Annotated in this window: 18 protein-coding genes; 10 read left to right on the top strand and 8 right to left on the bottom strand. The window is 63.7% G+C overall.

Annotation, left to right across the window (positions count from 1 at the left end; all coding sequences use genetic code 11):
* Nucleotides 1-117: 117 nt before the first annotated feature.
* Complete coding sequence (locus ACP7C5_RS09010; RefSeq protein ID WP_426263988.1) at nt 118-2,253, bottom strand: alpha-galactosidase; 2,136 nt, start codon at nt 2,251-2,253, stop codon at nt 118-120.
* 179 nt (nt 2,254-2,432) lie between these two features.
* Here ACP7C5_RS09010 and ACP7C5_RS09005 point away from each other — a divergent pair, with 179 nt between their 5' ends.
* Genes ACP7C5_RS09005 through ACP7C5_RS08995 form a run of 3 tightly spaced genes read left to right on the top strand, consistent with a single transcriptional unit; the run spans nt 2,433 to nt 7,167 of the window.
* Entirely contained in the window at nt 2,433-4,397 is a 1,965-nt protein-coding gene (locus ACP7C5_RS09005; protein ID WP_426263987.1) for a beta-galactosidase, read from the top strand.
* Nucleotides 4,394-5,722, top strand: a complete 1,329-nt coding sequence (locus tag ACP7C5_RS09000) for an alpha/beta hydrolase family protein (protein WP_426263986.1) — start codon at nt 4,394-4,396, stop codon at nt 5,720-5,722. The genes ACP7C5_RS09005 and ACP7C5_RS09000 overlap by 4 nt, the downstream gene beginning before the upstream one ends.
* Nucleotides 5,719-7,167: an SLC5 family protein gene (locus ACP7C5_RS08995; RefSeq protein WP_133186245.1), complete on the top strand. Its 1,449-nt coding sequence runs from the start codon at nt 5,719-5,721 to the stop codon at nt 7,165-7,167. The genes ACP7C5_RS09000 and ACP7C5_RS08995 overlap by 4 nt, the downstream gene beginning before the upstream one ends.
* Before the next feature lie 264 nt (nt 7,168-7,431).
* Here the strand turns inward: ACP7C5_RS08995 and ACP7C5_RS08990 are convergent, their stop codons facing one another.
* Nucleotides 7,432-10,263 carry a TonB-dependent receptor gene (locus ACP7C5_RS08990; protein ID WP_426263985.1) on the bottom strand — a complete coding sequence of 944 codons (2,832 nt, stop codon included), beginning with the start codon at nt 10,261-10,263 and terminating at the stop codon, nt 7,432-7,434.
* A gap of 133 nt (nt 10,264-10,396) precedes the next feature.
* On the opposite strand from ACP7C5_RS08990, the gene ACP7C5_RS08985 reads away from it, so the two are divergent.
* From ACP7C5_RS08985 to ACP7C5_RS08970, 4 genes are all read left to right on the top strand, one after another.
* A complete protein-coding gene (locus ACP7C5_RS08985) occupies nt 10,397-11,971 on the top strand; it encodes a tryptophan halogenase family protein (RefSeq protein ID WP_426263984.1) in 1,575 nt (524 codons plus the stop codon).
* Between the two features lie 11 nt (nt 11,972-11,982).
* Nucleotides 11,983-12,690 carry a SapC family protein gene (locus ACP7C5_RS08980; protein WP_426264270.1) on the top strand — a complete coding sequence of 236 codons (708 nt, stop codon included), beginning with the start codon at nt 11,983-11,985 and terminating at the stop codon, nt 12,688-12,690.
* A gap of 112 nt (nt 12,691-12,802) precedes the next feature.
* A complete protein-coding gene (locus ACP7C5_RS08975; protein ID WP_133186239.1) occupies nt 12,803-13,546 on the top strand; it encodes a FadR/GntR family transcriptional regulator in 744 nt (247 codons plus the stop codon).
* A gap of 775 nt (nt 13,547-14,321) precedes the next feature.
* The gene (locus tag ACP7C5_RS08970) at nt 14,322-16,817 is read left to right on the top strand and encodes a TonB-dependent siderophore receptor (protein WP_426263983.1); all 2,496 of its coding nucleotides are present in this window, start codon (nt 14,322-14,324) and stop codon (nt 16,815-16,817) included.
* Between the two features lie 1,189 nt (nt 16,818-18,006).
* On the opposite strand, the gene ACP7C5_RS08965 is transcribed toward ACP7C5_RS08970, so the two are convergent.
* Both ACP7C5_RS08965 and ACP7C5_RS08960 read right to left on the bottom strand, forming a co-directional pair.
* Nucleotides 18,007-18,768, bottom strand: a complete 762-nt coding sequence (locus ACP7C5_RS08965; protein WP_426263982.1) for a ParB/RepB/Spo0J family partition protein — start codon at nt 18,766-18,768, stop codon at nt 18,007-18,009.
* Nucleotides 18,769-18,970: 202 nt separating this feature from the next.
* Complete coding sequence (locus ACP7C5_RS08960) at nt 18,971-19,672, bottom strand: recombinase family protein (RefSeq protein ID WP_426263981.1); 702 nt, start codon at nt 19,670-19,672, stop codon at nt 18,971-18,973.
* 896 nt (nt 19,673-20,568) lie between these two features.
* Here ACP7C5_RS08960 and ACP7C5_RS08955 point away from each other — a divergent pair.
* Nucleotides 20,569-20,766, top strand: a complete 198-nt coding sequence (locus tag ACP7C5_RS08955) for a hypothetical protein (RefSeq protein WP_426263980.1) — start codon at nt 20,569-20,571, stop codon at nt 20,764-20,766.
* Nucleotides 20,767-20,980: 214 nt separating this feature from the next.
* Here ACP7C5_RS08955 and ACP7C5_RS08950 read toward each other — a convergent pair whose 3' ends face one another.
* Both ACP7C5_RS08950 and ACP7C5_RS08945 read right to left on the bottom strand, forming a co-directional pair.
* The gene (locus tag ACP7C5_RS08950; RefSeq protein ID WP_426263979.1) at nt 20,981-21,772 is read right to left on the bottom strand and encodes a hypothetical protein; all 792 of its coding nucleotides are present in this window, start codon (nt 21,770-21,772) and stop codon (nt 20,981-20,983) included.
* 1,247 nt (nt 21,773-23,019) lie between these two features.
* A complete protein-coding gene (locus ACP7C5_RS08945; protein ID WP_426263978.1) occupies nt 23,020-24,690 on the bottom strand; it encodes a site-specific integrase in 1,671 nt (556 codons plus the stop codon).
* Between the two features lie 369 nt (nt 24,691-25,059).
* Here ACP7C5_RS08945 and ACP7C5_RS08940 point away from each other — a divergent pair, with 369 nt between their 5' ends.
* On the top strand, nt 25,060-25,503 hold the full coding sequence (locus ACP7C5_RS08940) for a DUF6641 family protein (RefSeq protein WP_426263977.1): 444 nt from the start codon (nt 25,060-25,062) through the stop codon (nt 25,501-25,503).
* 75 nt (nt 25,504-25,578) lie between these two features.
* On the opposite strand, the gene ACP7C5_RS08935 is transcribed toward ACP7C5_RS08940, so the two are convergent.
* Both ACP7C5_RS08935 and ACP7C5_RS08930 read right to left on the bottom strand, forming a co-directional pair.
* The gene (locus ACP7C5_RS08935; RefSeq protein ID WP_426263976.1) at nt 25,579-26,172 is read right to left on the bottom strand and encodes a hypothetical protein; all 594 of its coding nucleotides are present in this window, start codon (nt 26,170-26,172) and stop codon (nt 25,579-25,581) included.
* A complete protein-coding gene (locus ACP7C5_RS08930; RefSeq protein WP_426263975.1) occupies nt 26,169-26,399 on the bottom strand; it encodes a hypothetical protein in 231 nt (76 codons plus the stop codon). The genes ACP7C5_RS08935 and ACP7C5_RS08930 overlap by 4 nt, the downstream gene beginning before the upstream one ends.
* Nucleotides 26,400-26,640: 241 nt before the next feature.
* Here ACP7C5_RS08930 and ACP7C5_RS08925 point away from each other — a divergent pair, with 241 nt between their 5' ends.
* On the top strand, nt 26,641-26,847 hold the full coding sequence (locus ACP7C5_RS08925; RefSeq protein ID WP_426263974.1) for a helix-turn-helix domain-containing protein: 207 nt from the start codon (nt 26,641-26,643) through the stop codon (nt 26,845-26,847).
* The last annotated feature ends 11 nt before the right edge of the window (nt 26,848-26,858 follow it).

Below are 26,858 nucleotides of genomic sequence, written 5' to 3'. Positions count from 1 at the left end.
CTCGCCAATCCGCTCGGCCTGATGGGCGCGATTGCCCAGCGCTGGGAGATCGACGTCCCCAATCCAGTGCAGGGATAAAGCCGGGCGGAAACCCTCGACGAATTCCAGCGCCCGACGTCAGACCCGTTCGACGTGGAGCAGGAACCCCGCTTGTGGCTTCAAGCGCGGCGGTTGCAGGCCAACCGCGATCAGCGACTGGCCCGACACGATCAAACCGTCGCGCAAGGCCGCGAACAGTGGCGACCCGACGACGGGCTCAACCGGCCAAACCCAGCGCACGCGATAGTCCGCCTCGCGATCGAGCCCCGCCAGCCGGAGCGGATCGGCGAAATAGCCGCGCTGTTCGCGCAGCTGGGTGTAACTGAACACCGCCTCGCCACGGTCGGCGGCGACGATCCCGAAAGCGATTTCGCCCTCCCCGCGATCGAGCCGGACGAGATCGCCCGAATGGATCAGCGCGCGGTGCCGCTTGTGGAGCGCGATCCCGGCCGCGAGTTCGGCGCCCTCGCTGTCGGTCAACGCGCCGAGATCGGCCTCGACACCGAAATGCCCGAACAGCGCCGTCGCCACGCGCGTCGCCATCGAGACGCGCCGCCCGGTGATGTGGCAATCGGTCGGGCCGACATGCGCGCCCATCACCTCGGCCGGCAGGAAGGTCGACAGCCCCCGCTGGATCGCCAGGCGATCGAGCGCATCGTTGGTGTCCGACGTCCACACCCGGTCGGTCAGGTCGAGAATGCCCAGATCGGCGCGCCCGCCCCCACTCGAACAGCTTTCGATCTCGACTGCAGGATGCGCCGCGCGGAGACGCGCCAGCAGGTCGTACAGCCCAAGGACATGGGCATGTGCTCCCGGTCGGCCATCGGCGTCGCCGGGGTGGCTGAGATCGCGGTTCATGTCCCATTTGAGATACGCGATGGGATGGTCGCGCAGCAGCGCGTCGATCGCGGCGAATAGATGGTCGCGCACCTCGGCGCGGCCGAAATCGAGCACAAGCTGGTGGCGAAAGCCGAGCTGCGGTGCCGGCGGGGTCGCCAGCACCCATTCGGGATGCGCGCGGAACAGGTCGCTGTCGGGATTGACCATCTCGGGCTCGACCCACAGCCCGAACTCCATCCCGAGCGCGCGGACGCGGTCGATCAGCGGCCCGAGCCCCTCGGGATAGACGCTGCGATCGACGGTCCAGTCACCAAGCCCGGCGCGATCGTTGCGCCGCGCGGGGAACCAGCCGTCGTCGAGCACGAAGCGCTCGACCCCGATTGCCGCGGCGCGCTCGGCGAGCGCGATGAGCTTGGCCGGATCATGGTCGAAATAGACCGCCTCCCAAGTGTTGTAATGCACCGGGCGTGGCTTCGCGCGCAGCCGCGCGTGTTGCGGGCGCGCGCGGACATGGGCGTGGAACGCCTGCGAGAGCCCGCTGCGCCCTCGGTCCGACCAGGCGCAGACGAGTTCGGGGCTCGCATACGCAGCGCCGGACGCGAGGCTAATCTCGCCGGGCAGCAGCAGTTCGCCGAGCTGGACATAGGCGCGACCGTCGGAGAGCGTCTCGGCCCAGAGCCGGTGGTTGCCGCTCCACGCGAGGTGGAAGCCGAACACTTCGCCGAGTTGCTCGCCGCACGGGGCAACCTGCGCGAGAAGCGCCGGGAAGGCATCGTGGCTCGTCCGTCCGCGGCGGTTCTCGCGCGACACCGCGCCTACCGTGCGTGCGACGCGCTGCATCTGGAACTCGCCCGACCAGCGGCCGTCGAACAGCACCCAGTCGGACACCGCCGCCGGCACCGGCAGCGCGGGAGCGTCGCACGCCTCGATCGCCAAGGGGGTCGCGCCATCGTTGGTCACCGTGGTTCGCGCGCGCAGCACGTCGCCCGCCGCCGCAAGCCGGAGGGTATGGCGCAGCGTCATGCCATTGGCCGCGTCGCGCGAGACGATCTCGACGCTGTCCTCACCGCATTGGACGGCAACGATCTCCGTCCAGCTTGCCCAGCCCTGCCCGTCCCGGTGGCACGACAGCCCCGGCCGTCCCGGAAACCCCGTGCCGATCAAGGGCGTGAGCGACAATGGCGGCGTCTGTGCGGGCGAGCATGGCGCTTCCTCGCGCGCGCCGAGCAAAGCGAGCGTCGCCGGATCGGCGCTTTCGGCGAGCCGAGCGCCCCAGTGCAGCACCACCGGCGCGCCGCCCCGACAATCGATCACCAGGCTGGTCCGTGCTCCATCGAGCCGAACGAAGGCGGGCAGCGGTGCGGCAGCTGGCATTGGCGATGTCTCTCTAAAGCAAGGGTCAATTTTTCTGACAACGCTATCCGGAGCGATTGACCCGGTCAATTTATCCGATAAATATGCTCGTATACCCCGCCGGCTGCTTCTCGTCACGAGAACGGCGCGAGATGGGTGCACAAACACCGCTTCGTTGAAAGCGGCGGGAGGAGAGCGACGTGCTCGGGGTTTGCTATTATCCGGAACACTGGCCGCGCGACCAGTGGGCAGACGATGCGCGGCGCATGGCGGCGCTCGGCTTGCGCTACGTTCGCATCGGCGAATTCGCGTGGTCGCGGCTCGAGCCCGATCCCGGTCGATATGATTTCGAATGGTTCGATGCAGCGCTCGCGACGCTCGCCGCTGCCGGGCTGAAGGTCGTGATCGGCACGCCGACCGCGACTCCGCCGAAATGGCTGATCGACGCGCATCCCGAAATCCTGCCCGTCGATCCTGCGACCGGCCGCACGCGGGGCTTCGGCTCACGCCGGCACTATGACTTTTCGAGCGACGTCTATCGCGATGCCGCGGTCAAGATCGTCACCGCGCTCGCCGAACGCTATGGCGCGCATCCCGGCGTCGCTGGGTGGCAGACCGACAACGAACTGTGCTGCCACCACACCACGCTCAGCGCCTCGCCCGTCGCACGCGACGCGTTCAGGCTGTGGTGCCGCGACCGCTACGGCGATGTCGCTGCGCTGAACGCCGCTTGGGGCAACGTCTTCTGGTCGATGGAATATCGCAGCTTCGACGAGATCGAGCTGCCGGTCGGCGCGGTGACCGAGACCAGCCCGGCGCATCGCCTCGCCTGGTATCGCTTCTCGTCGGACGAAGTCGTGCGCTTCCACGATGCGCAGGTCGAGGTGCTGCGGCGCCTGTCGCCCGGCCGGTTCGTCACGCACAATTTCATCCCGATGGACGAGACCGGGATCGACAATCACCGGCTCGCGCGCGATCTCGATTTCGCCTCGTATGACAATTACCCGCTCGGGCGGACCGACCTGCGCATGGTCGATGCTGCGCCGGGCGACTTCAAGCGCTTCATGCGCACCGGCCATCCCGATTACGGCGCGTTCTACTTCGACCAGACGCGCGGGCTCGCGCCGGGTGCGTTCTGGATCATGGAGCAGCAGCCCGGGCCGGTGAACTGGGCGACGCATAATCCTGCGCCCGCGCCGGGCATGGTGCGGCTGTGGACGCTCGAGGCGTTCGCGCACGGTGCCGGCGTAGTGAGCTATTTCCGCTGGCGGCAGGCGCCGTTCGCGCAGGAGCAGATGCACGCCGGGCTGCTCCGCCCCGACAGCAGCGAAGCCGCCGCCTGGCCCGAAATCGAGGCGGTGGTGCGCGATCTCGCCTTGCTCGACCTCGATGCCACGCCGGCGACGCGTGCGCGCGTCGCGCTGGTGGTCGATGTCGAGGCGCAGTGGCTCGGCGAGATCGAGCAGCAGGGCCAGAGCTATGGTTACACGAGCATCCTGCTGCAGCATTATTCGGCGCTGCGCGGCATCGGCGTCGATGTCGACTTCATCGCGCCCGATAGCGACCCGGCGGATTACGCGCTGATCGTCGTGCCCGCGCTGGCGATGCCGCGCCCGGGCATGGCCGAACGGCTCGCGAGCGGCGGGGCGATCGTGCTGTTCGGGCCGCGCTCGGGCGCGAAGACGCCCGAACTGACCTATCCCGAGGGGTTGCCGCCGGGGCCGTTGCGCGCGCTGCTGCCGATGCGCGTGCTGTCGGTCGAGACGCTGCGTCCGGGGTGCGAGGACGCATTCGCGTGGAACGGTCGGTCCTACCCATCGGGCATCTGGCGCGAGACGGTCGAGCCCGGCGACGGGGTCGAGACGCTGGCACGCTATGACGATGGCGGGGCCGCGCTGCTGCGCCGCGGCCGCGTGCTGTATCTGGCGACGCTGAGCGATGCGGCCTTCACCACCGACCTGCTCGAAGCGCTCTGCGCCGAGGCGGGCGTGGCGACTTTGCGGCTGCCCGACGATCTGCGGCTCAGGCGGCGCGGCGACCTCGTCTTCGCGCTCAATTACGGCGCGGTGCCGGCCACCGCCCCGGCACCCGCGGGCACAACATTCTTGATCGGCGGCCGAGAGATCGGCGCGCGCGACGTGGCAATCTGGAGGGAACGGGCATGAGCGGCTGGATGAAACGGATCGGCGCCGGATTGACGCTGGCGGCGGCGGTGGCGGCAACCCCTGCCCTCCCGCAGGCCTTGCCCGATGTGCCGCAACTCGCAGTGCCGGGGTCCTATACGGTCGGCGTACAGCGGATCGACGTCACCAATCCCGACCAGCCCGATCTCCTGACGCCCGCTGCCAACGGGATCGCGCGGCACGACCGCGTGCTTCCGCTGACGATCTGGTACCCCGCGACGCGCCCGGCGCGCGGCGTGGCGGCGCATTATGTGCCCTACCAGCCCGGACCGCAGGCCACCGGCGGGCGCACCGGCACCGCTTCCCTCGCCGCCACGCCGATCCGCGGGCATTTCCCGCTGGTGGTGTTCTCGCACGGCTTCCACAATTGGGCGACGGGCTTTGCCGATCTCGCCGAGCATCTCGCGTCGCGCGGCTATGTCGTCGCCTCGATCGACCATGCCGACGCCCCGCGCGATACCAAGCTGTCGCAGCTCGCCGCATTCGGCATGACCGTCATCAGCCGCAGCGCCGACCAGCGCTTCGTCATCGCCGAGCTCACCCGCCGCGCTGGCAGCGGGCCTCTGGCGGGCACCTACGACGCCACCAGGATCGCGCTGATGGGCTATTCGATGGGCGGCTTCGGCGCGCTCGCCACCGTCGGCGCGGGGTTCGACCCGGCCAGCACCTTGTACAAGATCGCGCCCGGCGGGCTGCTCGCGCCCTATGCCGCGGGTGCCCCGTTGGTCGCACAGGGAGCGCCCGCCGGGGTCAAGGCGATCGTCGCCTTCGCGCCATGGGGCGGCGGCACGCCGCTGCGCGCCTGGACCGGCGCCGCGCTCGGCCAGATCAAGACGCCGACGCTGCTCGTCGTCGGCGATCATGACGATGTCAGCGGCTACACCGACGGGGTGGCCTGGCTCTACGGCCAGATGACGGGCGCGGACCGGCGGATGCTGGTGTACCAGAATGCGCACCACAATATTGCCGGCGACGGCACCACCGGCCTGCCCGCAGTCGATTTCGCCAAGGTCGAGCAGCTCGAGGAGCCAGTGTGGCGCCGCGACCGCATCCTCGCGATCAACCGGCATTTCGTCACCGCCTTCCTCGACGCGACGCTCAAGGGCGACGCAGCGCACGCCGCTTTCCTCGCGGTGCCGACGCTCAAGGCCGACGACGGCGTCTGGCCGCTCGCACAAGGAGCAAGCGTCGGCGCCCAGTTCGCCGCGCCCGACGATGCGGGGTCGAAGGGCTATTGGCCGGGCTTCCAGCGCCGCTGGGCGCTCGGGCTCGAATTGCATCACGATCTGCCGGCGGCAGCGAAATGAACCTGCAGCTGACCCAGGCCTGGATCGCCGCCGCCCTGACCGCCGCGATCGCCTTCATCACCTATCTCAAATGCCGCGGCGAGGCGCGCCACGCGGGCAACAGCAACAAGGAATTCTTCCTCGCCGGCGGCGGGCTGTCCTGGCTCTACATCGCCGGCTCGATCACCATCACCAATTTGTCGACCGACCAGTTGCTCGGGATGAACGGCAACCAGATGGCGTTGCTCGCGTGGTGGGAGCTGTCGGGCGTGGTGGGCCTCAGCATCCTCGCCTGGGTGTTCCTGCCGATCTATTATCGCAACGACTGCACCACCGTCACCGAGCTGCTCGAAAAGAAATATGGCGACAAGAACGTGCGCGCGGTGATCGCCGCGATGTTCCTGTTCGGCAATATCGCGGTGTTCCAGCCGATCGTGCTCTATTCGGGCGCGCTGATGATGAAGTCGATGTTCGCGCTGCCGATTCCGACCGTGCTGCTGGCGGCGATCTTCGGGGTGGCCGGGTCGCTCTATGCGATCTTCGGGGGCCTGCGCGCCGCGGCGGTGGTCGATACCTATAGCGGCATCCTGCTGCTGTTCATGGCGATGCTCGTCGTGTTCCTGTCGCTCGCCGCGATCCACTGGGACTTTTCGGGCATTCCGCCCGAACGGATTTCGATGATCGGCGGCCCGGATTCGCCGATCCCCTGGCCGACGCTGCTGACGGGGATGATCTTCATCCAGACCTTCTACTGGTCGACCAACCAGACGATCACCCAACGCGCGATGGCCGCGCCGAACCTGCGCGAGGCGCAGAAGGGCGTGGTCGCGGCGACGGTGATCCGGCTGCTGGTGGTGCCGGCGATCGTCGTCATTCCCGGCGTGGTGTCGTACAAGCTGTTCGGCCATCTCGGCGATGCGGCGTATGGCAAGATCGTGTGGCACGTGCTGCCCAACTGGTTGTCGGGCATCTTCGCCGCGGCAATCGCATCGGCGGTGCTGGCGCATTTCACCAGCCTGCTCAATTCGTCGGCTGCGCTCTACGTCTGCGACATTCACGAGAAGTTCGTGAATCCCAACCCCAATGTCGCCAAGCTCAATCTGTGGAGCATCGTCGGCTTCGTGATCCTCGCGATCGCGATCGTGCCGTTCTACGACGGCGCGCCGAGCATCATCAATCTGGTGCAGCAGCTCAACGGGCTGATCTCGATGCCGGTGCTGTCGGTGTTCGTGGTGGCGCTCCTGTTCCGCGGGGTCGATCCGCGCGCGGCGATCTCGGGGATGCTGTTCGGCCTTGCGCTCTATGGCTTCTCGACCTTCGTCTGGTCGCCGCTGCACTATATCCACATGATGGCGGTGACGCTGTTCGCAAGCGTCGGCGTCGCGCTGGCGGTCAACCGCCTGGTGCTGGGTGGACGGGCGACGCTGCTGATCGGCTCGGCCCGTCGGGCGCGGGCCGCGGCATAGGATCCGGGACGAGTCTTCGGGCTCGATCGAGGCGCTTCGGTCTCCCCTCCCTGGAAAAGGGGGGGCGGGGGCGGGTCGGCATAAGGCGGGCGTGACGCGCGACTGGAAGCCTACCCACCCCCCTGCCCCTCCCTTTCAGGGAGAAGAGTCGCAGCGGCCTCCCGGCCCTCCGATAACGGACCGCCCGAGGACGCTGTTCGCGTTGCTGCAGACACGAAAACGGGGCCGGCGCATCGCGCCGGCCCCGCAATCTTGCCACCCTGCTCAGAAGTTCAGGCGGAACCCGATATCGTAGCGCGGCCCGGTGTTCTGATAGTTCAGCACCTGATTGTCGAAGCGCCCGGTCGTGACATACTTGGCGTTGAACAGGTTGGTGCCCTCGATGAAGATCTGGGCATTCTCGGTGACGCTGTAGGCGGCACTGCCGTCGAACTGACCGTAGGTCCGCACGAACACCGGCTCGTTGCCCGGGCCACCCGCAAGCGTCTGCAGGAACTTCTCGCGGCGGTTATAGGCGATCCGCGCCGACACGCCGTATTTCTCGTAGAAGACCGTCGCATTCTGCGAATTGCCGATCCCCTCGGCGGCGAACGACTGGTTGGTCTTGGTGACGTCGAACGGCCGGTTGCTGCTGACGAAGGTCGCGTTTGCCTGCACGCCGAAACCGCTGAGGAAACCCGGCGCCCAGTCGAGCGAGTGCACCGCGTTCAGCTCGAGCCCGCGAATGTCGAGCGAACCGCCGTTGCGCGGCCGCTTGACGCTGAACGTCGCCGATTTCCCGCTGACGAACTGACCCGAGATGTTCTGCGCGTTGGCGATCGTAAAGACTTCGGGTGCGAACACCTGCGTGATGAAATCCTCGACATGCTTGTAGAACACCGCCGCCGACAGCGTCGTCGTCCGCGTTGGATAGAATTCGAACGACAGATCGAAGTTGGTCGCCCGGTACGGCTTCAGGTCGGGATTGCCGCCAGCGGCCGTCAGCGTTGCCGGGCGCAGCGTGGTATAGGTGAGACTCGGCGCGAGATCGCTGAGCGCGGGACGGGTGAGCGACTTGTACGCCGCGAAACGCGCCTGGAACTTCGGCGCCAGATTCACCCGCACGTTCAGATTGGGGAGGAAGGTGTCGTAGGACGACGACTTGTCGATGCTCACCGCAGCGCCGTTATTGGCGTAGACGCCGGTGTAGATCGTCGGATCGTTCTGCACCAGATCGAGCAATTGCTGCTGCTGGCCGAACGAGCGGACCTCGGTATGTTCGTAGCGCGCGCCGATGTTAACGAACCATGGCACGCCGCCCAGATCGCCTGCGAAATCGACGTCGGCATAGCCTGCGTAGACGACTTCCTTGACTTGCGTCGATGGCTGCGGCGTCGCGGCATAGCCGTTGCTCGCGGCGTAAAGCGCCCCAATCGTGCCGGGGCGGAGGCCGCGCGCCGCATCGATCGCCAGCGTCGCCGCCGGGCTGGTGAGGAACTTGAGGTACGCCTGCGGATCGAACTGCAGGAAGGTGGTGGGAACGGCGCCGCCACCGAACGATTGCACCGTGAACGGCGACAGCAGCGAAGGGTCTGCCGGGGTCAGATAGCCGCAATAGAAACAGCCGATGTTGGGGTTCGACGCGATCGGCACGTCGGTCTTGTCGCGCGCCGTGCGCATCAGGCCGAAGCGCAGCGTCTTGAGCGCGCCCGATTCCGCCTTCCACTCGGTGTTGAGGCGATATTCGGTGACCTTCTCGGTCACGTCGTCGCCGCCGATGCCGGCGATGTGCGTCCGCCCGAGCGCCGGGTTGGTCAGCGCGCCGGCCGAATAGCCGAAGGTCGAGGGAATGCCATTCCCCGTCGGCGCCTTGAAGCTGTACTGCGTCGGCGTGCCGATCACGACGAAATAGCCCTTGCCGCCGGCCGAATTCTTGGCGCGCGACTGGCTCGCATCGAGCACCACCTTGACCGACTCGCTCGGGCGCCATTCGACATTGCCGCCGAATTCATAGGTCGTCGTATCGCGGACCGACCCCGACGAGACGAAATCGGCATTGCCGTTGGTGGTGAGCGACGTGATCGTCCGATTGCTGTCGATCGTCGCCGCGGTGTAGCTCGAGGGTTCGAACCAGCTGCCGAGCGCATGGCCTTGCTGGTCGCTCTTGAACCGGTTGTAGAGGCCGTCGACGGTGAAGGTCAGTTCGTCGCTCGGCGCATATTGCGCGACGAGCGTGGCGCCGAGGCGGGTGCGCCGGTCGACCGTATTGCCGATCGCCTGGGTGCGCGGGGCATAGACATTGGTGTAGATCGGCGCGTTGACCGGCCCGACGGACTGGCCCGGCAGATAGCCGTCATCGGTGATCGCATCGACCGAGGCGATGCGGCGCTGATAGGAGAGCGACGCGAGGATGCCGAGCTTGCCGTCGGCGAAGGTATCGCTGAGCAACCCGAACAGCTGCGGCGTCGCCTTCTTGCTGTTCTTTTCGTACAGCCCCTTGGCGACGAAGACGCCCTTGAACCCCTTGAGATCGAGCGGACGCGGCGTCTGGACGTTGATCGTCGCGCCGATACCGCCGCCCTGCAGCGGCGCCTGCGTGCTTTTGTAGACCTGCGCACCGCTGATCAGCTCGGCCGGGATGAGATCGAACGAGAAGGCGCGGCTGTAGCTGTCCGACGCGAAGCTGCGCCCGTTGAACAGCACCGTGTTGAACGCCGGCCCGAGGCCGCGCACGGTGACGCGCTGGCCTTCGCCATTGCTGCGGTCGATCGCGACGCCGGGAATACGCTGCAGCGACTCGGCGACATTGGCATCGGGAAACTTGCCGAGATCCTCGGACGAGATCGCATCGAGGATACCCGAGGCATTGCGCTTCTGCGCGGCCGACGAGGCGAGGCTGGCGCGGATACCCGTCACGACGATGTCCTCGGCGGTAGCCTCCGCCACATCCTGTTGTGCGGTCGGCGCGGTAGCGGCGGGGGCCTGTGCTGCCGACGGCGCCTGCTGCGCCAGCGCCGGCGTGGTGGCGGCAAACAGTGCGAAGACCGCGATGCCCGATCCGCCCATCACCCGTGCGATACGCCGTTCAATGGACGTCGCGCCTGAAAAACCAGACATATACCCTCTCCCCTTTATGTGTTTTTCGTATCACTGCACGAATTTAACATGGAAATGATATTGCATTTGTCCGGTTAATCAAGCGTCTTTCTGACACCGTAATCACAGCTATAGTGGGCGCAGGGAGAGTGGCATGGAAACGCAGCAAGGCGAGACCCGAACAGGCGCGATCCGGACGATCGTGGTGGTCGGCGGTGGTTCGGCAGGGTGGATCGCGGCGGCGCGGCTGGCGGCGCGCCACGCCCGCGGCACCGACGACATCGTCGTCAAGCTGGTCGAATCCTCGACCGTCCCGACGATCGGCGTCGGCGAGGGCACCTGGCCGACGATGCGCAACACGCTCGCCAAGATCGGCATCGGCGAAACCGACTTCCTGCGGTCGTGCGACGCGGCCTTCAAACAGGGGGCGCAGTTCGTCGGCTGGAAGGACGGGTCGCCGGGCGATGCCTATTACCACCCGCTCAATCCGCCGGCGGGGGCGAGCGAGGTCAATCTGTCGCCGCATTGGCAGCATTTCGCCGGCGCGGCGCCCGATCGGGCATTTGCCGACTGGGCCGATTTCCAGGCCGCGCTGTGCGATGCGGGGCTTGCGCCAAAGACGATCACCGCGCCCGAATATGGTGGTGTCGCCAATTACGCCTACCATCTCGACGCGGGCAAGTTCGCCACGCTGCTGCGCGACCATGCGGTCGGCAGGCTCGGGGTCGAGCACATCGTCGCCGATGTCACCGGCGTGACGATGGCCGACAATGGCGACATTGCGCGCCTCGAATTGGCTAATGGCGGCAGCGTGGCGGGGGATCTGTTCGTCGACTGCACGGGATTTGCCGCGCTGCTGATCGGCAAGGTCTATGACGTCCCGTTCCGGTCATGCCGCGACGTCCTGTTCGCCGATCGCGCGATCGCGATGCAAGTGCCCTATGCCGAGGAGGACGCGCCGATCACCAGCCACACCGTGTCGACCGCGCAGGATGCCGGCTGGATCTGGGACATCGGCCTGTGGGCGCGGCGCGGCACCGGCTATGTCTATAGCAGCGCGCATATCGACGACGATGCGGCGGAAGCCGCCTTGCGCGCCTATGTCGGCCCCGCCGCCGAGCCGTTGTCGGCCCGGAGGATCACGATCGAGGCGGGCCACCGCGAGCGCTTCTGGCAGAACAATTGCGTCGCGGTCGGGCTGTCGGCGGGGTTCCTCGAACCGCTCGAAGCATCCGCGCTGATGCTGATCGAAGCGTCGATGGACGCGATCGCCGATCGCCTGCCGCGCAACCGCGCCGCAATGGACACCGCCGCCCGCCAGTTCAACGAATCGTTCACGCACCATTGGGCGCGGATCATCGAATTCCTGAAGCTGCATTATGCGATCACCAAGCGCGTCGACACCGCGTTCTGGCGCGACAATGCCGCGGCGAGCTCGATCCCGGATTCGCTCAAGGAACGGCTCGCGCTGTGGCGGGAGCATCCACCGGCGCCGCAGGACTTCGCGCATGCACGCGAAGTGTTCTCCTGGCCGAGCTATCAATACGTCCTGCACGGCATGGGCTTCGAGACGCACTATCCGCCCATTGCCGCGACGACTCCCGACGCAGCGATCGCGCGGCGCTGGACGGGGCGGATCGAGCGGATGCGCGCCGATGCGGTGGCGCAGATGCCACGCAATCGCGACCTGCTGCGCGCGATCCGCGAACACGGGCTGCAGGCGGTATGAGCCGCATCGTGATGCTCGATCCCATGCGCCATCATGCGCTTCACAGCGATGCGATGGCGGGTGCGGCCGCGCGGCAGTTCGTCCAGATCGGTCTGTCGGAAATCGCGCTCGCCGTCGCCGACATGCCGCTGTGCCTGGTCAAGGATGCGCAGACCGGCCGCTTCACGCTGATCGCGTTGCTCGGGCTGATCGAGCCGCGCAACCTGTTCTGGCACGACGGGGAAATGCGGGCGACCTATCTGCCGCGCGCCGCCTCGCTGACGGGCTTCCGGCTCGATGCGGCGGGGGCCGGCGGGCTGGCGGTCGACGAAGCCGATCCGGCGATGGGCGCGCGGGGCGAAGCGCTGTTCGCGGCCGACCGGTCTCCTGCGCCGATCCTGGCAGACATCCGCGCCGGTTTGGAGCGGATCGTTGCCGACATCGCCGCGGCGCAGGCGCTGATCGACGACTATGCCCGGCTGCGGGTGATCCGGCCGCTGTCGATCACGCTCCAGCTGAGCGACGGGCGCGAGCATGTCGTTGCCGGGCTTTACGGTCTCGACGAGGAGGCGCTGGCGGCGCTCGACGATGCGACCGTGGTGGCGCTGCACCGCGCCGACCAGCTCGCGCCGGCGGCGGTGATGGCTGCCTCGCTCGCGCAGGTCGAGCGACTGCGCCAGCTCCACAATGCAACGCACGCGCGCCAGATCGCGGCATACCAGATCGCGTTCACGGATTGACCGCGATCCTTCCGCTCCGGTGGCGGTTGCCGCGCGCGCCGGCTGCGGCGCCGTGCGCCACGGGCGTTGTCATCGCTTTCCGCGCTCTTATGGTCATGGCAAAGACGGAGCGATGACATTGACCGAAGAAGGGCGGTATCTGCCCGCACATATCTGCATCGCCAGGACATGGGGCGTGGCGATCGTCACCGGGGTCCACGCGCCCGGCTCGACCTTGCCCGGCGAGATCGAGATCGCCGCGCAGCACGGCGTATCGCGCAGCGTGATCCGCGAGGCGCTGCGCGTCCTCGGCGCCAAGGGTCTCATCGAAAGTCGCCCCAAGACCGGGACCCGCGTCCGCGACCGCGCCGGATGGAATCTGCTCGACCCCGAACTGCTCGGCTGGATGTTCGAGGGCGTGCCCCCGCGCCATTTCGTGCAAAGCCTGTTTCAACTGCGCATGATCGTCGAACCCGCCGCAGCCGAGATCGCGGCGAACGAGCGCACCGCGCAGCAATTGTCCCGCATGGGCCATTGTCTCGAGCTCATGGCGGAACACGGCCTCGCCACCGCGGTCGGGCAGAAGGCGGACCAGCAGTTCCACGCCATCATGCTCGAGGCGACGCGCAACGAACTGCTCGTCAGCCTCTCCGCCACGATCGCGGCGGCCGTACGCTGGACGACCTTCTTCAAATATCGGGCGTCCCGCCATCCGCGCGACGGATTGCCAGAGCATCGCATCCTGTTCGAGGCGATCGCCAACGCCGATCCGGTCGCGGCGCGGCACACGACCGAAATTTTGGTGCGACAGGCGCAGCTCGACACCGAGGCCGCGCTTGGCCCCGGCCCTCAGACCCGACCAACGGCAGAAAAGTGATGGGAACAGCGAAAGGCTTGGTCAACGCCTTCGCAAAAATGGGGACAGCTTCCCACACCCCCACCGAATCAAAATCCGTTGTGGCGGTGACCGAGTGTCCTATAGTGTCCTGTGCGCGCCAAGACCGGTCGTTCCGGTCTTCACCCGAGCTCATCAATTCTAGCCACTGATCGCAGTTCGCCGGTTCGAACCAGCTCATCGCAGCGAGCGTCGGTGCCATCGGCGGTCCCATGCGGATGGCAGAGCCCCAGAAACCTTCGCAAGGGTAGGCGCAGCTGCACCGAAATCGGTCGTGAGCTCCGGGAAGGACCCAGCATCAGCCGACGAACGGCGCGCGCGCGCAGAAGCAGCGCGTCCTGGCGTTCCCGTCGGTAGCGCTCGATCGCCTGACGCAACCTGATTGCCCACGCGCGTGCGAATGCGGGTTCCGCCCTGCATCGCGATCGCGGCGCGCACCTGTTCGGCATCGGCGCTGGCGCCTGCCATGTCGCCCTTGACGGTATCGAGCGCGGCGAACGCGCGGCGGTCCTCGCCGACCGCAGCGCCTTTGCGTAGCCGGACACGGGCGCACTGGAACAGGGCGCACCGGAACAGGGCGCCGGGACGACGTCTCTCGGACTTCGAGCCTCCGTAATGGCCGCAAAATGCACCGTGTCGGCCGCTCGTCGCCGCGGTCCGCTATAAAGAAGGATCGGGGACGGTCTGCTTGCCCGCGCCGACGGCGTCGGCACGCCGCGGCAACGACCCTCATCCGCCCTGTTTCGAAGGATTGCTCATGAAGCGACTTGCCCTGCTGGTATCTGTGTCCTCCTTCGCCGTAGCGAGCGCCGCTATGGCCCAAACCGCCGCACCGGCAGAGGCCACCTCCACGGCGACGCCGTCGTCGGAGGCGCGCGCCAGCGACCGACAGGCGACCGTGATAGCCAGCAAGGAATCCTTCTCCACCGGCGTGGCAAAGGCACGAGATCAGCTCGACAGCGCGACATCGACCAGCATGTTGGACAGCGAGACAATCGTTGATCTTGGGCCACGCGGCGTTCCAGACCTGCTGCGCTTGATCCCCGGCATTCGCTCTGAAGCGAGCTCCGGCGAAGGATATGGCAATGTGACGATTCGCGGTCTACCGCTGTCGGCCAACGGTGCAAAATATGCCCAGTTCGAGGAAGATGGCCTGCCCGTCCTTGAATTCGGCGATATCGGCTGGGCCAGCAGCGACGTATTCCTGAGGACCGACCTCAATCTTGCCGGCGTGCAGGCGATCCGCGGCGGTTCGGCCTCGACCTTTGCTTCCAATTCGCCAGGCGGCGTGATCAACTTCATCTCGAAGACCGGCGTCACAGAGGGTGGCACGATCGCAGCGACGGTCGGGCTCGATTTCGAGCGCTATCGCCTGGACTTCGATTACGGCGCCAAGCTGTCGGACACGGTGCGGATGCATATCGGCGGCTTCTATCGCCAGGGCGAAGGTCCGCGCGCAGTGGGCTTCGAAGGTGAACGCGGCGGCCAGATCAAGCTGAACATCACCAAGGAATTCACTGGCGGCTATGTTCGCTTCTACGGCAAATATCTGAACGATCGCACCCCGGCCTACAGCACTGCGCCGGTCACCATCACTGGTAGCAATGCCGATCCGAAATACGGTGCCGTCGTCGGCTTTGATCCGACGCACGACACGTTGATGTCGAAATATGCGACCACTTTGCTGACGCTCGATGGCACCAATCAGGTGGCGAGCTATGATCTGACCGATGGCCAGCACCCGGTCGTCAAGTCGGCTGGCTTCGAGGCGCAGTTCGAGGTCGCCGGATGGACGATCATCGACCGCGCTCGCTATTCGGGCATTTCCGGCGGCTTTCGCAGCGCCGAGCAAGTCGTGACCAACACCGCGACCGCAATCGCCACGCAATATGGCGGCGCGGGCGCCACGCTGAGCTATGCCAATGGCCCCACTGCCGGTCAGCTCATCACCAACCCCGCCGCGCTCAACGGCAACGGATTGCTGGTGCCGATCAATTTCGCCAACCTCGATTTCCGCGGCCTTGACGATTTCACCAACGACGCGCGCGCCAGCCGTACGTTTGCCATGGGCAAGACCGAACTCACGGTGACCGCCGGGTTCTACAAATCGCGCCAGCAGATCGACGTCGATTATCTCTGGGGATCCGTCCTGTCCGAGGTCAAGGGCGGCGGCCAGGCGGCCTTGATCAACCTCACCAGCGCCAACGGGACACCGGTTACGCAGAACGGCTATTATTCGTTCGGCCCGGGGTTCGGTTCGATCGGCCTGGGGCATTTGAGCCTGAAGACAGCTTACAATGTCTCTGCGCCGTATGGCTCTGCCAATTTCAAGGTCGGCAAGCTCTCGCTGGGCGGGAGCCTGCGCTACGATTTCGTCGATGCCAAGGGGAGCTATCGCCGCGCGCCCGGGTATTCGGCGGTCGACGTGAACGGCGACGGAACGCTCTCTGCGGCGGAAAAGCGTGTTTCGCAATTCAACCTGACGACGGCTTCGCCGCTCGCTTATTCGGCTCGCTATCTCTCCTATTCGGCCAGCGCGAACTATCGCTTTGCACAGAGCCTGTCCGCCTTCGCGCGCTACAGCCGGGGCGGTCGCGCCAATGCTGACCGCCTCGTCCGCAACGGCTTTGTCGATCTGACGACGGGTGACTTGACGAAAAGCAGCGCGGCCGTCGACATCGTCAAACAGCTCGAAGGCGGCGTGAAGTATCGCAATAATGGGCTGACACTGCAGATCACGGGTTTCTCGGCCAAGGCGGACGACACCAACGCGCTGCGCGGTGTGCCGTTCACGCGTACTTATGATGCCAAGGGCTTCGAGTTCGAAGGCGAGTTCCAGCGCGGCTGGTTCCGGATCAACACCGGCGCCACCTATACCAACGCCAAGATTTCCGCCGACAATCTGACCCCATCGAACGTCGGGAACAAGCCGGGTCGCCAGCCGGACTGGATCTTCCAGGCGATCCCCCAGATCACCACCAAGACCTTCAGCGTGGGCGCCGCCTTCATCGGAACGACAAGCAGCTTTACCGATACGATCAATCAATTGCGGCAGCCGGGCTACATCACCACGGATGCCTTTATGCGGTACACTCTGAACGACCGCATGACGGTGTCGGTGAACGCGAATAACCTGTTCGACGTGCTCGCGATCGCGGCACTGAACGAGGGGACGATCCCCGCCTCCGGCCTCGGCCTGGCGCGCGTGCTGAACCCTCGCGCAACGTCCGCAACGATCAGCTTCCGCTTCTGACGCGCCGATTTGAATACCGAGGATGCGCGACGGGCGAATCTGATCTGACGATCGATGAGGCTCCGGCGGGGTTTGATCGGGTATTTTACCTCGATGAAAACCTGCAAAAGCCCGCGCTTGAATCCGACCGCTCCCGTTCATCGGGGCGGCGGCGGCGGCGCAAAGCTGGCTGATCATGCTCGGTTGCCCGCGGCTCCGCCCGGTTCTCGGACAGCCGTCCAGCGGGCGTTTGACGAACCCCTGTTCTCAGCGGGTTGCAAAAGTTGGTGCTCCACAGGGGACAAGGCTGGCCACGCAGATCATTGAGGAATCTCGATCCTGCGCCGCCCGATCGGACAGCCCGTTACCGATAGGTCGCGATCCAGCGCCTCATCCTCGGGCGCCCAGGGTGGATAGCCTAGCGCTTCATCAGGCGTCTAATCCGATTCAGCAGTCGTCCGACCGAGTTCCGGCACATCTGGGCACAGTCCGCGTCGCGGCGGCGTTGCTCGCCGAGCCGTCCGACCTCGACATACCGGTCAGTCCACGCGACTGACCTTTGGACATCCCCGCGCCTTACCAGCCTGGATTAGCGAAGGGCTGATTACCACCCATGCCGGGTATCAAGGCACCTGCTCGCCCCATTCACGAAGAGCCGGTTACAGTGAGCGCGACCCGAAAGCCGCCGGTCCGGTTTCCACCAGATCTGCCGGTTTCTAGCGCCTGATCGCAGTTCGCCGGTTCAACACCAGATCATCAGCAACGGGCGTCGATTCCATTGGCGGTCTTATGAGGATGACAAAGCCTTAGAAACCTCTGCAATCCCAACCGATTCGTCAGGCCTCATCAGTTCGGAACGCGTCCTGACGCGGCTTGAATCGTTGCAAGCGTATGAGGTGCGATACCAAATTGCGGGTATCACAGGCGTGGATACGCTGGCCTAAAAACCATAGTATTTCATAAGCTTAAAATGGTGCCGCTTACAGGATGCGACCTCTACCTTCAGAAATGGCGGAAATGCGTTACTTTCGAGTCCCGTTTCGCTCGTTTCTGACCTCCCCTTTGTACCCTATCGACGCGGCGGATCAACCTCTTTGGTGGCCATCCTCCCCTACTGTCTCATTGAGACAGACTGTAAGCCTTAAAGCCCTGAAGTCCGTCGGTTTCTCATGGTCTCAGCTGGTCACTCAAAGCACCGATCTATTCATTCTCATATATCCATCTCCGGCTCCTCAGGGACTGCTGGGGTCACGTTCGCCTCCAAGCGCCCCAGAAGCTTCCGAACCTCCCCCAGCGTCTCCGACCGGCCCCAATCGCCAGACCCGAAGTAGAGCGTCTCTACGGCCTGCAAGTGCCCCAGGGCCTCTACGACTCCCTCAGCATCTAGCGGCCCTGTCGCCCCGTCAGCCAGATCATCAATATCCTCCCCCCCATCATCGTTGTCATACCGACCGCTCCACTTAGACCCCTCCGCCGCATCAAGAGCCCGGTTCGGCGCGAAGCCTGCCTCCCTAAGCTTCCGCATGACGGTCGCATGGCCGTACATCCCCCGAAGCTCCGCCGCGATAGCCCTGCTGCTCTTGACGGCCCCCAAGCTGTCCAGGTGCGCCCCGGCCTTCACGTAACTCTCCCACGACCTCTGCTTGTCGTGCCGCGTCAAGTTCCGCCCGTGCCCCACGTTTGCCACCCGCGCAAAGGCTTCAGCAGCCTCCAGACCCATCGGGGCTACAAGGGCCTCAATGCCTTCGCGCCCCAGGCTCCGGGCCGCCGCCAGCCGGTGGAAACCATCGACAACAAAGAGGGCCTTACCGATGCGTGCGACTTTGATCGGCGGGACTTCCTGGCCCCCTAGCATGGCCCCCGCCAGCGCATTGATGTGGAGTGGCGCTAACGGGCCTGCACGCATCTGGAGGCTCTCACGCTCCCGAACGGACTTCACGGCAAGGCGTTGCGGCTTCCATGCATGATCCATCACAAGCCTCCCACAATGCGCCCGCTAAGTCGGCGGTAGGGTCCTCCCAGAAACCGTAAGGTGCCTGAATGTCCCTCTGGGCCTCCGTTCAGGCAATGCGCAAGTGTTCGTATATCGAATTGTGCCATAAGTGAGTTATCATACCAACACACTGAAAGCGTCCGCAAAAGCTGACGGACGACGGCCACATATTTCTGGACGATCACGCTGCCGCCCCACCCTTAGCGTCAATCCGCGCCAACAGGTTCCGCACCGACGAAGCGTGCCACCGCCCGCCCCGCGCCGTAAGGATGCCGTCATCGTTCAGGGCCGCGGCGATGCCCCCCAGCGACACGACGCCCGCCGACCGCAACCGCTCCACCGTAGGGCTTATCTCAGCAGCCCGTGCGGTGGCGTTGGCCGTCACGGCCTCCAGGGCCGCAGTGTTGCCCTTCCCGGCCCGCTTGAAGGCCGCAGCGCCGTTCGGGTTGCCCAGCCGCTGCCCGCGGGCCTTAGCCGCCGAAAGGGCCTCACGGGTCCGCGTAGAGATCGCCTTACGCTCGGACTGGGCCACAAGGGCCATTATGCCCACGGTCAACTCATTGGCGTCGGGCATGTCAGCCGCGACGAACCGGACCCCGCTGTTCTGCAACGTCAGCAGGAACACAGCGTCACGGGACAGCCGGTCTAGCTTCGCGATCACCAGACGGGCCCCGGTGAGCCTCGCGCGGTCCAAGGCCTTAAGCAACTCAGGACGATCCACCCGCTTGCCGCTCTCAATCTCTTGGAATGGTGGAGCGATTAGCTCCCATCCCCGAGCAGCACAAAGCCCCTCAACGGCGGCCCGCTGCGCATCGAGCCCAAGGCCGGACGCACCCTGCCGAGCCGTTGAAACGCGATAGTAAGCCACAGCCCGCTCGGTCATCATTAGTTCCCTACAAATCCCTCTGACGTTCGTTAGGCGGATTTGTAGGATAGGTCAACGCCGAGGGCGATGCTCATTCCAGACCTGTATCTCCAACACAGCCGCAACGACCAGAACGGCCACCACGGCCACGCACAAGAAGCCCAAGACCGGCACATGGACGAACCAGTTCCACGCGCCCGCAATGCCTCCCCAGACATCGGCAATAGACCATGTGACAAACATCCTGCTTCCCCTTGTCGAGCTACGGCTACGTAAGGCTAGAGGGTGGCGGACTCTCGTCAATCTACCGCGCCAGGGCGGGAGGCGTAATGTTGCCACTCGACACCAACAGGACCGCACCCCGCCCCGATGCCTCCTCCGCGCACTATCGGTGCCCCTTGGCCCCCACCGGCAGTGTGCGGTCCCGACAACACCCATGCCTCTAAACGCCAAGCACCCCCACCCCGCCGCGATGAATGCCTAGACTTTACAGCGGGTCCCCTCTCGCTACCCCTATGGTACCGCGCCGCGCCAGGAAATCGGGCCTCGGAATTGACGGGTTCGATGGGCCAGATTCGGGCCAGCTCGGACTCCCGCTCCATTCGGGCTTCCCGGGGAAACGCACCAAATAATCGCCTCGATGGTTTCGGCGTCGGACAATTGCTCGTTTTGCCAACAGCGCAGGCGACCGCTTCTCTTCCACCAGATCCCAAAGCGATACCATGGGGACAATGGGCGTAGGCACGAAGTCAAACTGAACTTTGCACTCGTCACCGATGAGGTTGCGTAGATTGTTCGGCGTACTTGTCGGAGAGCGCGTGGCGCTTCAGCCTCCGCAACAAGGGCGAAGGCGCACGTGTGAATGCCCTGCTCGGCGAGGCCAATGGCGGGTTGCGCTACAAGGAACCGAGTGCATGAACTGGCCAACAGAGAGGTTTCTTGTTGTCGATATGGAGTTTGGTGAAGCCCACAGTCGTTTCATCGGCAACAGCCCCAAAGAGCTTGCCGACAATGTCGCAGCCGAAAAGGAAAAGCGGGGACCGCCTAAGCAATCCCCGCCCGTTAAAATGGACGATAAGCCGCCGAAGCGACCAGCGAAACCGCTAAATTAGCGGCGCATATACGGCCTAACCCGTTCGATACGGCGCCGTTTGATGCGGACATATCCGCGTACCGGTTTCATGGCATAGTTCTCCGTTGCCCTGACAAGGCAATTATGCGAAACGGTGCTTGGAGCGCGATCTGTTCCGAGGGCGCACAACGCCTATCAGGGTAGATTACAGGATGGGCGGCCTTCGGGTCGCCCGTTTTGCGTTATGGCTCACCTCACATCGGCGCCCCCTTCTGTTCGAGTTCCAAAGAGGGGGATCCGTCTTGGGCGGATGCGTTGGTGAAGGGCTCCAAAGAGTATTGGTGCCCTCTTTTATAAATCGTGCCTTTTTTAGATTCCCGGCTTAACCACCGATAGACAGCGGCCGTGAGGTCAGACTGTAGCTCGACAAGCTCTTGGCGCTGTTTCGCTCGCTCTATGATCTCACCAGCGACCGCTGAGCCCAGATCACCCATTATTTCGCGCAAGCCTATCGCTAATCTCCCCCGTGTAGGGGAGGCTTCGACCAACTCATCCTTCTCCGCACCATTCAAGATTTTATCGTAGAGCGACGGGTCGTAGTGCAAGTCACCCGCTCCACGAACCAGAAGCCCGCGATCGCGCATCCTACCCAATGCCGTTGTGAGGCTTGCTGATCCCGGGGGGAGTCGATGGGCAGTGTCAGGGTTGTTTTGTATCTGTTCCCGAATCCAAGCGACCGACCGCCCACCGGTCTGTTCCGCCATCAGATCCCCGACAATGTTGATAATGGTCGGTTCGCGGCGCAATTCGGACACACTTGGGCGGAACCGCGAGGCCGTCTCTATCGCGCCGACAGGCGTCCAATTTCCGATCAGCGCTGAGACCGTCTCCCGAGGTAGAATGCGGGGAAGTGCCTCTATTTTGCCCTCAATCTCTTTTGCACGAGAAAGACGGTCACTAATCTCTTTCTTCAGCTGGCTGTGCTCGGATATCCAGCCGAGGATGTGCTCGGAGGTCAACAAAGGAGTCGCAGAAAAGTCGGGCATACGCTTTCGGTACAGAAATCTCCCTCTCTCGTCAATCATACAGTGTGTAGAACGGGAGGTTGCGCAGTGTGAACGGATCTGCGATGAGAGCTTTGGCGGTCGTCGCCCTTTTCCTACCACGCTCCAGCACGCTTATCGCGGGGGCGTAATGGAGCGCCCCGGCCCGGGGTAGTGTCCCGGGCCAAGGTAGAAGGATGACGATGATGCGTAAGGTATGTCAGTGGCCGAAAGCGGTGTCCGTTGTGGACTATTCCCGTTTTCGATTCGGCAGAAATGAGTACGTTAGGACTCACTGCCGGTCGTATCCGAGCCGTTAAGGCTTAGGTCGGTCAATACCTTGGCGACGACCGTTACTTGGTAGCATAACGCGATTCATCGCGTCAAATCATCACGCCTGAAGCCCGGCCTAACCCGCCAAGCTTTTTCGTGTATTGTCGCAGCGCAGATGGCCCATAAGCCGGAAGGAGCGCATCTGGTCATTCCCGGCTCTGCGCGTTGGGGATGGTGGGTCGGCGGGCCATCGCAATGTTTTGGAGCGGGAGGGCGTACTTGAGAGAGAAGCAAAAGGCCCCGATCGGCTTATTTCTTGCCCTTGCGGTGTTTGCCATCGCGTGGTCGCTCGTAGGACTTACAAACGCGTTCATTATCTCGTTCGTCACGCTTATCGCCGCAGAAGTTTACGTGAACAGCCGAGAACGTTAGGTCACACATGTATATAGGTACCTCCGCCAATCGGGGCAGAGGGCCACCATCTGACAACAAACGAGCCGCAGGCCTCGGGGGCCGCTGGACCCACCCGGCGAACGAGCCCTGAGGGAACCGGGAACGCTAACTGCTCGCGACCTTGCCCCGAGGCCGCAGGAGCCGGTGCGCGCACCGCCTGCAAACGCTGGCTGATCGCAAACCCCCACCGCTACGAAGCGCACACCGCACCCGAAGTTCCGAAAGGACCTCGGGGGCATTTTTTCGCCTCTCGCCGTCGACGGCCCCTTTAGAGAAGCCACAGAGTCGACTAGCCACTTTGTTGCCTTTCCGACACCAATGCCCACTTGCATGCCAGAGGCTCTCAGTGGGGCTCACAGGACCTCTACGGCCTATGCGCCGGAGACACCCGCCCCCAGTCCACCGCATCCATCCCCTGTGATTAACACAGATCGCGGCTTACCGTGCTCGTCGCGTTGCATAACGACGAACGACCCTTCGGTCATGTCCGCAGCTTCGCCATCGCTCAATTTGACAAATGTAGATCAACTACCAGCGACAACGAACCGTGGAAGCTTTTCGATTGCCTCGGCCTTTGCGAGAACTGAGGGGCTACCGTAAGACCTGCCGGTTGTAGTCGGGGCGTGCCCCTGTATCGCGTCAGCCATCCGCTCTTCTATTTCAGCCTCATACGACAGCGCCTTGAATAGGTGGCGCCAGCCATGGTTAGGCTGAAGGCTCGGATCGGTAATGCCGACATCGGCCCGCACCCAAGCGGCGAGACGCTCGCCGACCTTCTTGAAGTGACGATTGCTCTCGGACTGAACCCGTGTTCGCGACCGATCGAAGAAGAGCGGCCCCGCTGCCCGCCGCTGGACCACCGACAAGAACCCTTGTTCGATGATGTGGGAATGCAATGGGACAAGCCTTGCGGCCTTGCTCTTCACAGTACCCGCTTCCGGTGTGATCCGCAGGACCCACACGCCATCAACAAACTGAACATCCTCTTTACGAAGCTGGCTGATTTCGTTCACCCGAGCGCCGCTGTAGGCACACAGCCACGGTATCCACCGCCTCGCCAGAGCATGACCGGGGGCCATTCGAGAACCGGCAGGGACCAATGTGGCCGCAAGGATTGCCCGGGCCTCATCTGGGGTAAACGCGGACTCCCTGAGCTTGGCCTCACGGGGTACCCGAACCTTGACGCCGATAGCTACATTCTCGGGAAGCTTGCGCTCCTCCACCGCCCACGCGAGCATCGCCTTTACGGTGACGATATACTTGTCCCGAACGGTGATAGGCTTCCGAACGGCCCCATGGCGAGACGGCTCGGTCAGCAGCTTGTCGCGCCACCCCATCAGATCGGTGGCCGTTAGCTTCGCCGCGTCATCGTGCCCGAGAAACTCGATAAGGAGCCTCACGTAGTTCCGCCATTCATCGCGCACCCCCGGCGTCATCCCCTGAGCCTTGGCGTAGCTATCAAAGGTCGCGAGCAACGGAACAGTTGGAACCACTTCAGCTATGGGGACCGGCTCGGGACGAACTGCCAGCGCCGGGGGGACCTCGGGTGTAGGGACCTCAAGGCCCTCCAAGCGCCTCAGCATGGCATCGCCCGCCGAGATAGCCGCATCGTTCAAAGCCCTGCACAACAACTTGAAGGGCGCGAGGGCATCCGGCGCGACAGCCAGCCCCAGCCCCTCAATCAAGTCGAGCGCATCCTCCATCCACACCACCATGATGCCGTCGAGGTCCCCCGCGCCCTTCAACCCCCGATAGAGCGGCAAGGTCTCCGCAAGGCGAGCGCGGGCCTTATCGGTAAACCGCTGCGCCTCGCGGCCCTTCCACGTCGCCACAGCAGGCACGCCCTGGCGCTCAAGGTCCTGTGTGACACTACGGTAAAGCTCGCGTTCCTCCGTATCCCACCGGGCATCATCATCAGCCTGAAGGAGCTGGACCCGGAAGGTTTCTGCTAGATAGGCAATCGTCGCGGAGTCGAGTGGATCGAAAGCCCCCGACGCCTTGCGCTGCGCCATCGCCACCGTATCGCGGTACTGACCCGCGGCCTCCTCATAGCGAGATAGGAAACCCGGTGACCCTTCCATCCCGAGCGAAACCTTTAGCTGCATAGGCTCCCCGGCAATGTATGGACGGAGCGCGGCAGGGTAGGCACGGCGGAAGCTTACGCGCCCGGTACCGTGTTTGAGGATATGCTGCACTGTGATCCCCATCGGCGACTTTGTACCCTCGCTATGTACGCGATGGGACACCGAAGTCACGCATTTCTGGGATTTCTGAAGGTATTCAAGCCCTTGGAAGGCTCTGGTGCCGCTTACAGGACTCGAACCTGTGACCCCCGCATTACGAAGACTCGGTTCAACCGCTAACCTCGCCGAATACCGTCGATTTTTATTGGGGTTTGACCCTCTATGACACTCACAGTGCTCACAATTTGAATCGTGCTGTCCCGATCACGCTGCCGGATCACACTCCGGTAGCGGTCAATTACAACCGGGGGACAAACGACTTCGTTGTCTCATTCTCTGGTCAGCTGGACGCTTATCTCCTCAATAACAGGAGATATGACGGTGACAGTACTTTCTTCACTGACGATGGTGGCGTCGGACCGAGCTGAAATGCGGGTTCGTGGTATCGTGTCGATGCGACAGAAACTCCTTGATCGAATTGACGACCAAATCGCATTGGCGAAGGCTTCTGAGGCCGGTCAGTCGTTCCAGCGGGTCAAGTTTCGCCGGGTCCGTGACCTTGAAAGTGACGAGGTTTCGGAAACGGCGGTTCGCACTCGTGTCAGGCCTTGGTGGGCGCAGGACAAGGACGGTTCGATCCTGCTGTGGGTCAAATACGGAAACCAGCGGCTCGAACTGCAGAAGGGCAAGCCGGCCATCCGCATCAAAAGCAAGGATGAGCTTGTCGCCACGCTGGAAACCGTTCGGGATGCTGTTCGTGCCGGTGAGTTGGACAACCTCATCCTTGCGGCGGTTGCAGCGTTCAAAAACCGGTTTTCAAAATGAAAATCGGGAGGGGCTTGCCCCTCCCGATCCTGCTTTCAACAAACAATTTACTGATAGGCTCAGTATCTCACTTCGTCACTGTAGGACGTTACAGGATCCCTTTTGCGAATTATCGTCTGACAGTTCACCGTTATCCGAAATATACAATTTGTGACCGATATCGACTTTTGATTCGGCGACTTCGATATCGAAGCGGACTTTGTTTGCCGCAGGCTCCCAATCACCGGTGACTCTTCCGTTCGTTTTGATACCATCTATCGAAACGTTACCACTACCGTCATTGGCTTCCCAATCGACACGAAACGGCTTCGAACCGTCAAAAGCGCAGGACAAAGCCCCATTATTTCCGTCACCGAAAACAGAATTATCCCAGCGCCCGGCATCTTCGCCACGTGAACGAGCATCACCGTCTGAAGCCGATGAGCCCGCCGGGGCCGATCTGTCAGCTGCATCCATCGCATTCGCCTTATTATCGAGATCGTCGGCGATAGCATCAGCCGATGCTTCTACGGACGCAGCATCCGTGTAATTTAAGGCGGTACCAGCGTTCGATATTGCCGGTGCAGTTCCGTCCTCCGCACGTCCAGCAAGGTCGTGTAACCCAATACCGGCGACGACACACGCTGCCACGAAGCCAAGTGCTTTCTGAACGTTGGAAAAGTGCTTCATTGGCTCACCTCGAATTCACTTGTGCTTTTGCGCCACAAGCGAATTTCCTCGACCAGCTCGACGTGACGATCATGGATTGAGATCAGGGTGGCGACCAAGCCCATGCTAATAATTGCGCCAACCACCACCCCGACGCCGCCCACGACAATCAAAACGAAATACGGCGACTGGGAAATCCCCGATTTGTCAGCTTCCAGGCCTAAAAATACCAGTGCGATAATCAGCAACCCCAAGGCACCGAGCAGGAGTTAGCGATAGAGATCGACGATAACTCTCACGATTGCACCCCGTGGAGCCGGAGAGATAGGCGCCCGTATCGTCTCGATCGGACGATCTGAAATTTATCATTTTTCATTTTTTATGCCTCCTAAGCTGCCGACACGATCAGGGGGCAAAAGCGAAGATGCAACTGGTATTTGACACGGTTGGTGGACAGACGTTTACCGACCGTTGCCGCCATGTCGCCGTATGGATTTGGTACGGCTCCTTGGTGAAAACGTCCGCCGCCTTCGGATCGAGCAGGGACTCTCTCAGGAAGAGCTAGCTTTTCGGGCGGGAATGAAGCGGAGTTATCTCAGCGACCTAGAGCGAGGCACCAGAAACCCGACAGTCAGGGCGTTAGGACGCCTGGCCGAAGCCCTGAAGGTCAGCTCATCATCCCTTCTCGAAGGATAGCGCAGCGGAGA

It is taken from the genome of Sphingomonas sp. PWP1-2 (assembly GCF_049898305.1).
GTDB lineage: Bacteria > Pseudomonadota > Alphaproteobacteria > Sphingomonadales > Sphingomonadaceae > Sphingomonas > Sphingomonas glacialis.
Note: the sequence above shows the minus strand (reverse complement) of the source record. Positions and strands in the feature narration are given on the sequence as shown.